10 protein-coding genes are annotated in these 12,650 nt (G+C 46.3%); 7 read left to right on the top strand and 3 right to left on the bottom strand.

Annotated features, from left to right (window positions below; translation table 11 throughout):
• Nucleotides 1-78: 78 nt before the first annotated feature.
• The 3 genes from ACODJP_RS02020 to ACODJP_RS02010 all read left to right on the top strand — a co-directional run bounded on the left by ACODJP_RS02020 (nucleotide 79) and on the right by ACODJP_RS02010 (nucleotide 2,870).
• Entirely contained in the window at nucleotides 79-996 is a 918-nt protein-coding gene (locus ACODJP_RS02020) for a nucleoside hydrolase (RefSeq protein WP_422477938.1), read from the top strand.
• Between the two features lie 156 nt (nucleotides 997-1,152).
• The gene (locus tag ACODJP_RS02015) at nucleotides 1,153-1,818 is read left to right on the top strand and encodes a DUF47 domain-containing protein (protein WP_422477936.1); all 666 of its coding nucleotides are present in this window, start codon (nucleotides 1,153-1,155) and stop codon (nucleotides 1,816-1,818) included.
• Between the two features lie 8 nt (nucleotides 1,819-1,826).
• Entirely contained in the window at nucleotides 1,827-2,870 is a 1,044-nt protein-coding gene (locus ACODJP_RS02010; protein WP_422477934.1) for an inorganic phosphate transporter, read from the top strand.
• Nucleotides 2,871-2,874: 4 nt separating this feature from the next.
• Here ACODJP_RS02010 and ACODJP_RS02005 read toward each other — a convergent pair whose 3' ends face one another.
• The 3 genes from ACODJP_RS02005 to ACODJP_RS01995 are packed head-to-tail and all read right to left on the bottom strand — an operon-like array spanning nucleotide 2,875 to nucleotide 7,358.
• Nucleotides 2,875-4,287: an LPP20 family lipoprotein gene (locus ACODJP_RS02005; RefSeq protein WP_422477932.1), complete on the bottom strand. Its 1,413-nt coding sequence runs from the start codon at nucleotides 4,285-4,287 to the stop codon at nucleotides 2,875-2,877.
• A 19-nt stretch (nucleotides 4,288-4,306) separates the two neighbouring features.
• Nucleotides 4,307-5,632, bottom strand: coding sequence for a DUF6175 family protein (locus ACODJP_RS02000; RefSeq protein WP_422477930.1), 1,326 nt, complete (start codon nucleotides 5,630-5,632; stop codon nucleotides 4,307-4,309).
• A 19-nt stretch (nucleotides 5,633-5,651) separates the two neighbouring features.
• A complete protein-coding gene (locus tag ACODJP_RS01995) occupies nucleotides 5,652-7,358 on the bottom strand; it encodes a hypothetical protein (protein ID WP_422477928.1) in 1,707 nt (568 codons plus the stop codon).
• A 260-nt stretch (nucleotides 7,359-7,618) separates the two neighbouring features.
• Between ACODJP_RS01995 and ACODJP_RS01990 the strand changes: the two genes are divergently transcribed.
• From ACODJP_RS01990 to ACODJP_RS01975, 4 genes are all read left to right on the top strand, one after another.
• Nucleotides 7,619-8,689, top strand: coding sequence for a DUF1611 domain-containing protein (locus ACODJP_RS01990; protein ID WP_422477926.1), 1,071 nt, complete (start codon nucleotides 7,619-7,621; stop codon nucleotides 8,687-8,689).
• Nucleotides 8,690-8,694: 5 nt separating this feature from the next.
• Nucleotides 8,695-9,762 carry a mandelate racemase/muconate lactonizing enzyme family protein gene (locus ACODJP_RS01985; RefSeq protein WP_422477924.1) on the top strand — a complete coding sequence of 356 codons (1,068 nt, stop codon included), beginning with the start codon at nucleotides 8,695-8,697 and terminating at the stop codon, nucleotides 9,760-9,762.
• 110 nt (nucleotides 9,763-9,872) lie between these two features.
• Nucleotides 9,873-11,459: a Na+/H+ antiporter NhaC family protein gene (locus tag ACODJP_RS01980; RefSeq protein ID WP_422477922.1), complete on the top strand. Its 1,587-nt coding sequence runs from the start codon at nucleotides 9,873-9,875 to the stop codon at nucleotides 11,457-11,459.
• Nucleotides 11,460-11,642: 183 nt separating this feature from the next.
• Nucleotides 11,643-12,647, top strand: a complete 1,005-nt coding sequence (locus ACODJP_RS01975; RefSeq protein WP_422477920.1) for an ABC transporter substrate-binding protein — start codon at nucleotides 11,643-11,645, stop codon at nucleotides 12,645-12,647.
• The last annotated feature ends 3 nt before the right edge of the window (nucleotides 12,648-12,650 follow it).

Here is a 12,650-nt window from a genome sequence, read left to right as displayed (position 1 = left end):
ATTTTTTCGGTTGTGGAGAAGTGGCCTCCTTGGCATACTAGTGACTATGCTTAGTTCTAAGCTGGGGAGGTACTGTATATGGCCAAGAAAATTATTCTCGATGTGGATACCGGTCATGATGATATGGTAGCCATTGTCATGGCATCCGGTCTTCAAGAGATAGAATTGATGGGCCTTGTCGCAGTCTCTGGTAATCAGATACTGGAAAAGGCTCTACTCAATACACTTCACGTGTGTGATTTGATTGGGGAGCCTGCACCCGTTTTTGCGGGAATGGATCGTCCTCTTCTTCGTGACCAATTCTTAGGGGGGGATATCCACGGTAAGACCGGTCTGGACGGACCCGTTTTCCCGCCTCTCTCGAAACAAGCAGAGAAGAGACATGGTGTACAGTTCATAATAGATACCGTACTTGCTAATCCCCATGAGATAACACTGGTCCCTACTGGGCCGCTGACCGATATCGCCATGGCAATTCGGTTGGAACCCCGATTACCGAATCTTGTAGAGAGTATTGTATGTATGGGAGGTTCCATGGGAAAGGGGAACAGGACTCCTTATGCAGAATTCAATATGTTCGCTGATCCCGAAGCTGCTGAGATAGTATTCTCCAGTGGAGCACCTTTGGTCATGATGGGTCTTGATGTCACATTGAAAGTTCGACTGGATGCTACCCAGGAAAAGCGTTTTGCAAGCATGAACACAAAAACCGCTGCAATGTTCAATGCATCCATGGATAACTACCGAAGTGCATATCGACTCCATGGAAGCGAGTATCCAGCTATGCATGATCCCTGTTGCGTTGCATTTGTTGCAGACCCTTCAATATTTACCCTTGAAAAACACGATATCCATGTGGAACTACACGATAGTCAAACTTACGGGAAGACCCATGCCGGTCCGAAGACCGAAAATGGGAGAGTCTCGGTAGGAGTCGATGCCGATACTGACAGATTCTGGAATCTGTTGGATAGAGCATTACATTATCTCCCCTGAAGCTTGATGAATAGGATATAGAAGTTGAACCACAGGTTTGAGTTTTCTCAGTAACCATGGACTAGAGTTTCTGTAAGACATTGTTTGCTTTTCATAAGATCTGTTGGTATCATGACATGCTATACCAAGCATGGGGTATGATACGGAGGATTTCGCATGAAAGGTAAAAATATGCAGATTTTCACCAATAGGAGCAAGGAGCTCATGGATGATATCGAGGGCTATCTTGAGCAGATAACCGCTGCAAGCCTTCATTTTGGTGAAGCTATGAAAGACTATCTGGAAGGACGCTGCGAATCATTCAAGGAGAGGATCCATAAGGTTACTGAAATCGAACGTAATGGTGATAAGGAACTCAAGGATATCAAATACAAGCTTTATGCCTTCATGTTGATTCCCGATACCCGTGGCGATGTGTATATGCTTATGGATGATCTAGACGATATCCTCGACTATATAAAACGTCTATTGCTCGAACTTTCATTGGAGAATCCCGATTTCCCGGAGTCTGTTCGGGATAAAATCTTGTTAATGAGTGAATATTCCACGAAGGCGGTTGAGTCACTTATGTTGGCTGTAAGGGCTTTGTTCAATCAAACAAAACTTGTGGAAGAGCATGTCTATCGAGTCGAATTCTATGAAAAAGAGGTCGATGCCCTTGAAGAGGGTGTAATAAGGCATCTCTTCAATTGTCCAGAAATCACCGACCTCGCGATAAAGATGCAGATTCGTGACTTTTGCAATCGGATTGCTATTCTTTCGGATATCTCTGAGGATATTTCCAAAAACCTCTTGGTCTACGCTGTCAAGCGGATGATATAGGAGGATTTATGGGAGGTCTGGTATTTCTCTCAAGTGCCTTGTTCATGGGATGGTCTTTGGGAGCAAATGATGCAGCAAATATTTTTGGTACAGCTGTTGGTACCAAGATGGTCAGATTCAGGACGGCTGCAATTATCAGCAGCCTTTTTGTGATTATCGGAGCAGTCGTAGGTGGTAGTGGAGCTTCTCATGGACTCGGGGCATTGGGAACCGTCGGGCAATTGCCTGGAGCATTCATACTCTCCTTCTGTGCAGCAATTACAGTTCTGTTGATGACGAAGTCTGGACTTCCCGTATCTACTTCACAAGCTATAGTTGGTGCAATCGTTGGTTGGAATATCTATACAGGAAGTCATACCGAATTGAGCGTTCTCTCAAAAATCGTTGGTACATGGATTTTTGGCCCTATCCTAGCAGGGATCTTCGCTGCACTTCTGTTTCTCCTCGTGAGACGGATTGTGAACAACTCCACTATCCACCTTCTTTTGCTTGATCGTTATACTAGAGGAGGGTTGCTAATTGCGGGAGCTTTTGGAGCCTATGCCCTCGGAGCCAATAATATTGCCAATGTCATGGGGGTGTTCATTCAAGCTATCGATTTGCCGACAAGGCAAATTGCGTTTGTCTCACTCTCCGGAGAACAACAGCTCTATTTGCTTGGTGGCTTGGCAATAGCGGTTGGGGTAGTTACCTATTCGAAGCGGGTTATGATGACTGTAGGTAACAATATTTTCAAACTCTCACCTATCTCCGCGTTCGTTGTTGTGTTGGCAACCGCAATGGTCCTGTTTGTTTTTTCATCCACTGCTCTTTCAGATTTATTCATTTCGATAGGCTTGCCACCGATACCACTCATTCCCGTCTCCCAATCACAAGCCTGCGTAGGCGCTGTATTGGGTATCGGGTTTGTGAAAGGCGGATGGCGAATCATTAACTATCGTCTTTTGGGGAAGATTGCCATCGGCTGGGTCGCGACACCACTTATGTCGGCTGCAAGTAGCTACCTTCTTCTATTTTTCATGCAGAATGTATTCATGCAACCGGTTCTTTAGCGTCTCAGTATACCATCCCTGCGACCAAGGCTGAGATATCTTTCTTGTCTATGCGTATTCTCGCGCACGCCATCTTGGTTGCATCCACGAAGTCTTTTGTGCTCATACCACTACCGTTGATGATCCTGCTGGCACTACTATTCCCACTCTGCTTATGGACCATTTTCAACTCCAACTCAACGGACACGACAAATTGGGTTCCTTGATAGCTGGAAAGTTCCTGTTGGGAGGCTACAAAACATGTTCCTTGGAGAATCCATTCCGACTCACCTGGAGAGACAGAGAAACCTAAATCTCCCAAATCCCGACCTACAGTCCGTTCAAGACTCTCCATCCGCTTACCTTCGGTATCGAGCAGCATGATCTCAAGATGCTGTCTCTGGGGAGGTTCGATGATCGAGTATCGGGCAATTGCCTCCGGTCTTCCGACTGAGGAAGCGAATTCACCCATGATTGCATACATGTCAATGGTTGCTACGACACTGCCTCTTCCGTTTTGTAATGGGACGGCGTGGACCATAAATGAGGCAATACCTCGTGCATCTGTAGCTTTTCTCCCAATAGAGGATTTATCTTCAGCTCTCAGTGTAACGGGGATACGGGATACTGGTATGTGATCGCCTGACTTTGACTGATAGAGCACTTGGAAGTCTATAGGATGTTCCAATGTGGTTCCCAAAGGTGCATTCTGGTTATCGCCTGCTGCAACAATAAGTTGCAGGGAACCTAACATTGAGCGGATTTCAGAGACTAATTCAGAAGCACCGATGGTTCCTCGGGGAACTCTATGAGGAGCAAGCGCTTCCAGATACGATCGTTTTGTGTAGTATTGCACAATCAAGTCATAGGCATTTCGATAATGTTCCATGGATACGAAAACTAAACCCTGTCCGATAGCCCTGTGTGCCTCAGCGAGTTGGTTGGCTGTCTGTTCTCCTAACCCATCAAGATCCAACAGCAGCTGGGATATATAGCTCTGGATATGGAGAGCAGCAAAGACGTAGTAGGTGCCATCGATCATCTCCTGTTCGATGATACGCGAACCTTTGAGGGTCTCGCTTACCGTGATACTTGAGCTCTCAGAAAAGGTTTCGAAGAAATCAAGTTCTCCTCCGCTATTCGTCTCTTTTCTGAAGGATTCGACGGTAGACTCTACTGATACCTTCAGTTGTCCTCCGATCATCGCCTGAGCTTCCGCTATGGCATCGTCAAGGTTCGATGCCTCCCCAATTCCTACAATATACGTTTCAACACCAAACCCGGGAAGACTTCCTGATAGATACCATTCGGGGATTCCCGAGGATGCAGTTACCTGCGAAGATGCTGCCTGCTGAACGGGTGGAGTTGTTGCACATCCGAGGAACGCAAAGGATAGTACCGATATCATTACGATAGCTGGATACAGGATTTTCTTCATGAGAGGAGTCTCCTTGTTCTCAATACTCGATGGTCAGTTGCATCAGCTTTCGATTTATGGAGGACCGACCCATCACAGCTGAGGACCCTCCTTGTTCGAAAGCCTCTTTGAGTGCTTGATAGACTCTCAACGGTCTATCGTAGCGTTTTGGGTCTACCCATATAAGGAAGTCTATAGTCTCATCGGTGAGTATCAATTCCCGGGAATTAACGGCAATTTCATCAACCGCATCCAAGAAGGAGAGGTGAATCGTATCAATATCGAAGGAGTCTAGACCTGGGGTAAGGCTGACGATTACCTTATACTGGATTCCCTTCTCCACATCTTCCTTCCAATAATTCATAACTCGGGTGAGCGCTCTATCGATGGCATCGTTGTAAGCCTCTTCCACAGAGACTCCCACATCCCCTTTCCTGCCTTTGCTATACCCTGTTTCAGAACCGAGTAGTCTAGCTGTCGTTGTTTCATAGATATTGAGTGTCGCAATATAACGGGTAGTGTCCAAGGAGGATTCTTCACTGTAACCGGTGAATGTCAAATAAATATCGCTTCCAATAGTGAGAGCTAGTTGGTAGGAGAAGTCGGGATATCCTCCATTAAGACTCTGTTGCGTCGTTATGAGATTCGCAATTTCCCCGGATTGCTCTGGGGTGACCACCTCGTATCCTTTCGATGTGAGATAGCTCTGGATTATAGTTGATGATTGTCGTGCTATGGGATCAGCTGCAAGGATATCCAGGGGGCTTTGATTCGTTTCGGCATTCGGCATAACCATGATTATAGGATTCCCTATGCTTTCCATGAGAACATCTCTTGCTACTATTATTCGGCGGTATGCCAGATCCTCTAGGAGTCTCTCCTTGTTCACCTTGAAACGTTTAGAGACTCTGATTCCGGTGGAATCTTCGATAAGGAGTCTAGATGTAAAAAGTGTATCTTCATAGGTGATATAGTGTCGCAAGGTGTCAGGACTGTAGAAATACTCTTTATCCCGCTGAAAGGCTGCTTTTTCCTGATCCGAGGCGAGGATGGGATCAGATCCCTCCAGTAAGAGTACATGGATGGCCGTTCTCCGCGCATCCAGCAAAGCCTTCTCGGTACCATGCTCTGCTACGTCTCGTTTTTGCGAAGCTATGGATTTTCCTTCTCCATAGTAGAGTCCATATGCCTCTACCAAGACTTCGTCTGGTGATACTATTTCAAGCACAGAGCCCTGTTTGGAGACTGGCATATCCGCCCGGTCTCCCAAATCCCATAAATCTGATTGTGCTGTACTCTGGCAACCAGCAAATACGAAAAGAAGCGTAACCATTCCAACTATCAAAAATATATGTCTTTTATCCATACTTTTTACTCCTGTCATTTCAATACTGCTTTAGTGGATCGAGAAACCCAAACAGGTTGAAGGGTAACTCTCCAAGAGAGTAGGATACACCTATACCCACAGTTACTCCACCTAGACGCATATCATCAGTATCAGAGTCAACCGTTTGTGATCTTCCATCCACTTCTATGTTCGAATTGTAGGGAGAGAATCCGATCTTATAGCTGCCGAAAACACCGACTCGCCAGTTGGGGTTCAGCATATAGCCGGCTTCAATGATCGCTTTGATTCCAAATGCACGGTGATCGATGGAAACATCGTAATTCGAAGCTTCGTAAGAAATGTTCAACAGATCCAAACCAAGCAGGGCCGAAGCATTCGCATATACTCTGCCACCGAATCCTTTAGTGACTCCGAAATAAGGGGATACGACCGAAAGGCTGGCTGAGTTAGCCCTTTCTCCTTGCGGGAAAGCCAAACCTACATCCATCGTCAGAAACAACTGCGACACATTTGTTATTGGAGCCAGATTGTACATAAACAGAGCATTGAAAGCCAGTTGCGACTCGGAGGTCTCGTCGAGTCCGTATACTGGTGTGATTGGAGTTATGGAAGGAATTTTCGCCTTTGTATGTTCTTTGGTAATTATGCTCCCTGTGGTTAAACCACCGGTAATTCCTAACTCGATTCCAAGCTTGGGATTTTCCATTACCACGTCACCGATGGTGGCACGGGTACCCATGATCTGCTTCGCGTAGGTGAGTGCAGTAGGATCGAATCCATTATTACCGGTTTTTGATACCCGCACATACCCCTTTTCATAGGGTACAATATTCCCATCTTTATCTTCCCGATATTCTATAACATAAAAGCCATCATCCAAATGAATCCCTTCGTTATTACCGAGAGGGAAACCAAATGTTCTTCCACTACTTTCAACTATCTGAGCCTGCAATTTAAATGCATCGATCTGACGAGTTTTGACCGATAGGTTCTTTGCAAACGCCAACATCGCATCATTTACGGCATATTCGAGGGGGCTTGCATACCAGGATTCGTCAGCGAATGTGAAGATATTCTCGATGCGGTCGTAATCCACGAACCCCATAGCCCAGGTGGTGGCAACCAGGAGTTCCTTAACAGAAGAAGTGCCCGACTGATCCACATCGATTTTCCACCAAATGATGCCCCCATCTATATGGATTGTATCATAGCCTTCCTCACTTCGTTGGAGGTAGGCGGAGGAGATAAAGGGGAGGTAGATATAAGCTGAATTGTAGAGATCAATCAACTCTTCTTCGGTCAAGCCCAGAGACTTTGCCTTCGTTGCAGCAAAGCTCTGGAAGCTCGCTTCATCTTTGAAATTCTTTCTTCTGGCTTCCTGGATCTCCGGATCATTCAGGATGTTCATGATATCGTCGACCACCGTTGTCTGTAATAGGTTTGAAAGGGAGTATATAGAGATGTCATAAATACTGTTTGCCCTATTTGTGAAGCGTTGTTTTAAATGATCGGGGATTTCATTGTAGTCGAAGCGGGGCATCTCGATATAGTATGTCAGGAATTTCCCGAATCGATCGAGATCGAAAGCCCAAGAGCGATAGACCATATTTTGTGCTTGGGGGAACACCCATACTGAGTCCAACGCTGTTATGGATTTCCTTTGGTAGGAGCCTTGTTCGATAGCTGCAAAGACACTTGTCAGGATGCCTAAAAACAAGAAGGTGACCAACAGGGTTTTTCTCATCGTAGAATGACTCCTCTGGTGAGTGCTCAGATGAAACCATCATAGCAATCAAATGACGAGTCCACAACAAGTTTAGATCAAAATGAGAGTAACAGCCCAAGGCTTTCGCTGCTCAAAAGAGATTCGAACGTGTTACATTGATAGTTCATCATCTGTTTCTCATGGCAGTAAGATCAAGCATCCATTTCTTTGTCTATCCTCTTGCATAGTTGTATGAACTGGGGTATCCATAGGATATCGAGTCTAACAGGAGGTCTGCGGTGATTGATGGAGTTGCATTGGTATATTGTGATGAGTTTTTCGATACGATTTGGGGTAAAACCGCCCACGGACTCGTTCGTTTCACCAAGAGATATGATGTAGTAGCCCTCGTAGACAGTACCCATGTCGGAGAAGATGCGGGAGAAGTTCTGGATGGCAAACATCGGGATATTCCTATTTTTGCCGATATCGATTCTGCAGTAGCCCACTATCGAGAGACCGATACTCCTATAACCCATTTGGTTTTTGGTGTCGCGACCGATGGAGGGAGATTGACACCGAAAATGCATGCCGATGTGTTGCATGCTCTGGAGTTGGGCCTCAATGTCGATTGCGGTATGCACCATTTCTTATCCGAAGATCCCGAAATGCGCAGTGCAGCGGAAAAAAGTGGATCAAGAATCCGAGATGTCCGTAAAATTCCACCAAGAGATGACCTGCATAGTTATACGGGTAGGATAAAGGAGGTCGGTTCTTTCCGAATAGCAATGCTCGGAACAGACTCTTCGATCGGCAAACGTACCATAGCATGGAAACTGGTTGAAGCTTTCCAAGCCCGTGGTATATCTGCTGAGATGATAGGGACTGGTCAAACCGCATGGTTGCAAGGAGCCCGATATGGGGTTCGAATGGATTCCTTGATTAATGATTTTGTTGCTGGTGAAATTGAAAACGCCATCTTGGAGGCTTGGGATAATGAGAAGCCCCAGGTAATGGTAATCGAAGGGCAGGGCAGTCTACTCAACCCACTTTATCCAGGAGGCTTTGAGATTCTTGCAGCCAGTCAACCTCACGCAGTGGTAATGCAGCATGCGCCTCTGAGAAAAGACTATGATGGAATTCCTGGCACACCGGTACATCCATTGGATCGTCAGATCAAGGCAGTCGAGCTGGTCTCTGAAAAACCGGTTGTCGCCCTTACGTTGAACCATGAGGGGATGCGTCCCGATGAAATCGACGGACAATGCGAGAAATTGGAACGGGAGACGGGATTACCTGTCAGAGATGGATTGGTTCACGACCTTGGACCGATCGTCGATCTTATGATCAACCTTATGGAGAAACGGTGACATCCATGAAAATCATAAATTGTGAAGTATGGCCAGTGACATTGACTCTTGAGGAACCCTTTACGATAGCCTATTCGACTATGGAGACAGCCATCAATTACTTTATCCGTATCGATACCGATGCAGGGATTTCCGGCTTCGGCTGTAGCGCTTTTGACGAAGAGGTTACAGGAGAGAACGAACACACAGTAGATAGAGCCTTACGTGATGTGGCTGTTCCCATGCTGTTAGGTGAAGATCCCTTGTCATATGGTGCCTTGCTCGAGAGACTGCACAGGCAACTCCCAGATCAGCCTACTGCGATGGCATCTGTAGACATGGCACTATTCGATATAGTTGGCAAGAAAGCTGGTATGCCCTTGTATCAGCTACTTGGGGGTGCCCGGAGTTCGATTCTCAGCAGCATCACCATAGGAATACAGCCAGTTGATGACGTAGTCAAAAAAGCTACACAGTGGGTTGGCCGAGGGTATAAGGCGTTGAAGATAAAAGGGGGAGTTTCCGTAGAGGACGATATGGAGAAGCTGCTGAAGGTGCGGGAGGTCGTAGGAAGTGATATCCACCTTTACTTCGATGCTAATCAGGGGTACTCCCGGGAAGAAGCGTTGCAGTGCATACAGGTACTCCATAGAGTACGTGCCAGTTTTATCGAGCAACCTTGTGACAAACGTAATCTCCAATTGTTGGATACCTTACGCCGAGACTCAAACAATAAGGTTCCCGTTATGGCCGATGAAGCAGTCCTTGGACCTGAAGATGTTCTCAAGGTGATTGCCGCTGGTGGGGCAGACCTCTTCAACATAAAGCTGGCAAAGACTGGCGGCATCTGGCGGGCAATGAAGCTGGATGCTGTTGCCTCTGCCTACGGAGCTCGTACGATGGTGGGTTGTATGGATGAGGCGGGATTGGGCATAGCTGCCGGGTTGCATGTAGCACTTTCTTGTCCCAATGTGCGATTCGCCGATTTGGATGGACATGTCGAGTTCATCGATGATCCCTCCTATCATGCGGTGAGGATCGTCGATGGCTATGTATATCCGAATGATGCACCTGGATTGGGATTCTCCTTTTAATAGGACATATGACACTACAGGCTATGAATTTAGCACTGATTTGCTTTGACTTGCCTCATTTCTTGTGTAACAATGATATATAAGTTACGAAGACAATAAGGAGGTTCCGTATGTTTGGTATTTGGTCTATCATCCCTCCCTTGGTGGCGGTCCTGCTAGCCATCCTGACACGTAAAGTTGTTATTTCTTTGTTTGTCAGTATTTGGATTGGCGGACTCATTTTCACTGGAGGGAATCCATTTGGAGCGGTTGCCATGACTTTCACTTGGATGAAGGATGTCATGGTCGACGGGTGGAATGCTCGATTCTTGGTATTGGTAGCCTTTTTGGGAATTGGTGCCGCTTTCATGTACAAGATTGGGGGATCATACGCACTTGTGCGATCTTTGCAACATAAGATCAATACCCGCAGGCGGGCACAGATGTTCGGTTGGATTCTGGGAATTGTCGTTTTCTTCAATGACTATGTCAATTCTGTCATAGCAGGTAATGCATCCAAGGATATCAACGGAAAATATCGTGTTTCGAAAGAAAAATTCGCATACATTCTTGATGCGACGGCAGCTCCAATGGCTACGATCGGACCAGTCTCAGACTGGATTGGTTTCCAAGTATCATTGATTGCAGCTGCATTCGTTTCCATCTCGATGGTCGAAACCCAGCCCTATTTTGCTTTCCTTTCCTCAATACAATGGAACTTCTATAGTATCCTCAGTTTGATCGCAGTTCCTCTATTCATCTTTGGTAAGGATTTCGGTCCCATGGCAAAGGCGGAATTGAGATCCTTGAAGACTGGTAAGCTCATTGAGGATGGAGCAGTTCCGCTCTCTTCCGTAGAGATGGATCTCGGTGATCCTATCAATCAGGAGAAGGCAAATGTATGGTTCTTCATCCTCCCCTTAGTCACGCTTATCGGAGTAGGTATATGGGCTCTTTGGTACACTGGTGGTGGTCCGGAAGGAAAGAACCTGATGGATGCTCTTGCCGATACTGAAGTCGATGTCGCTCTACAGTGGGCAGCTTGCGCCATGACTGTAGTCGGAATTATACTCGCATTGATCCAGAAGTTCAGTTTCAAGGATATTGAAGATACGGTGATGGGTGGAATTAGGACCATGCTGCCGGCTTTGGTAATCATGATTCTGGCATGGTCGATCGGGGCAGTTACTGATGCGCTGGGAACTGCCGACTTTGTCGTGGAATCGACTCAACAGTGGATGAGTCCTGCACTCTTGCCGTTCCTGATATTCGTGATCTGTATGTTCATCTCGTTCTCTACAGGAACCTCCTGGGGAACCATGGCGATCATGACACCAATCGGCGTTCCATTGGCCTATTCGATAGGTGGATTGCCACTTGTTCATATCATCATTGGAGCAATCTTCGCGGGTGCAATTTTTGGAGACCACTGTAGTCCGATCTCCGATACAACGGTGATGGCTTCGATTTTTGCAGGATCGGACCATATCGCTCACGTCAAAACTCAGGTGCCCTATGCACTGTTGGTAGCTGGAATCTCGGGTGTATTGTACCTGTTCTCATCAATCATCCAGATTGGTTGGCTACTGTTGCTTATCGGTATTGTTGCACTGGTGGTTCTTTCCAGGCTCTTGGGCTCCTGGTATCAAAAGAAACACTTCACAGAAGAGGAGATTGCGTTGATAAATACTAATGAGAAAGTCACAGTGAATAGCTGATTTTCCGAGCGAGTGCTAGGAACGAAAGGTACATACCTTTCATCCAAGACTTATTCTAACGACGTTCTTTCTACTAGTGCCAGGACCATTCGGTTCTGGCATTAGTTTTTGTTGGGTCATACAATAGAGGATTCTTTACATTGCATTCTGGAGCTGACCTGTTATAATTTGTCGTGGTCTCCTATGAAAAACAATAACCATATTCGACGCACAACACTTCTGTGTTTCATCCTAGTCCTCCTCTCGTTCACTCTTTTAACGCAATGTAAGCGCGAAAAAGAAGTGTTAGTAGCGGATACTCCGAGAAATGGAATTATACTCGGGTTTTCACAGATTGGAGCGGAGAGTTCTTGGAGAAAGCGCAATACCCAATCTATCGTAGAGGCAGCTGAAGAGAGCCATATTCAACTGCTATTTGATAACGCCGAGCAGAAACAGGAAAACCAAATAAAGGCTATGCGATCATTCATTGCCTATCAGGTCGATGTAATTGCCTTCGTCCCTATCGTAGCCACAGGATGGGACAATATTCTCCAGGAGGCAAAGGATGCCGGTATTCCGGTACTAGTCACGGATCGAAAAATAGAGACAGCGAATGAGAATCTATACGCAGGCTTCATTGGTACCGATAGTGAGAGGGAAGGGCGCGATGCAGCCCAGTTTATACTTGATAAGTTTTCACAAATCGAAAATCGTCCTATACGGATCATAGAAATCAGTGGTACAGAGGGGTCTTCGGTGGCTTTGGGTAGGGCGGCAGGTTTCCGCCAAGGACTCGACGATCACCCCGAATTCGAGATCATCCACAGCGAATCGGGAGATTTCCTTCGATCCAAGGGATATGAGATCATGAGTAGGATCTTGAAAGAATTCGATGATATCGATGCAATCTACTCTCACAACGATGGTATGACGTTAGGCATCATCGATGCGATGTATGAAAGGGATCTACAGCCGGGATCCGATATCGTTATCGTCACGATCGATGCAGAGCAGGCAGCGATAGAGGCCTTGAGAAGAGGTGAGGTTAACTGCGTGATCGAATGTAATCCGAATACTGGACCGGCTATCATGGAATTGACTAAAAAGCTCGCACGGGGTGAGAGCATTCCAAGATTCCAACATGTCGATGAAGAGGTATTCTATGAAACCGATGACCTCTCTTCTCTAGAACCCCGGGGATACTGACCA

This window comes from Pleomorphochaeta sp. DL1XJH-081, from assembly GCF_049310885.1.
Taxonomy (GTDB): domain Bacteria; phylum Spirochaetota; class Spirochaetia; order Sphaerochaetales; family Sphaerochaetaceae; genus CAYZJV01.
Note: the sequence above shows the minus strand (reverse complement) of the source record. Positions and strands in the feature narration are given on the sequence as shown.

Coding starts and splice junctions, on each gene's coding strand:
- ACODJP_RS02020 (WP_422477938.1), top strand. CDS start 79: ATGGCCAAGAAAATTATTCTCGATGTGGATACCGGTCATGATGATATG.
- ACODJP_RS02015 (WP_422477936.1), top strand. CDS start 1,153: ATGAAAGGTAAAAATATGCAGATTTTCACCAATAGGAGCAAGGAGCTC.
- ACODJP_RS02010 (WP_422477934.1), top strand. CDS start 1,827: ATGGGAGGTCTGGTATTTCTCTCAAGTGCCTTGTTCATGGGATGGTCT.
- ACODJP_RS02005 (WP_422477932.1), bottom strand. CDS start 4,287: ATGAAGAAAATCCTGTATCCAGCTATCGTAATGATATCGGTACTATCC.
- ACODJP_RS02000 (WP_422477930.1), bottom strand. CDS start 5,632: ATGGATAAAAGACATATATTTTTGATAGTTGGAATGGTTACGCTTCTT.
- ACODJP_RS01995 (WP_422477928.1), bottom strand. CDS start 7,358: ATGAGAAAAACCCTGTTGGTCACCTTCTTGTTTTTAGGCATCCTGACA.
- ACODJP_RS01985 (WP_422477924.1), top strand. CDS start 8,695: ATGAAAATCATAAATTGTGAAGTATGGCCAGTGACATTGACTCTTGAG.
- ACODJP_RS01980 (WP_422477922.1), top strand. CDS start 9,873: ATGTTTGGTATTTGGTCTATCATCCCTCCCTTGGTGGCGGTCCTGCTA.
- ACODJP_RS01975 (WP_422477920.1), top strand. CDS start 11,643: ATGAAAAACAATAACCATATTCGACGCACAACACTTCTGTGTTTCATC.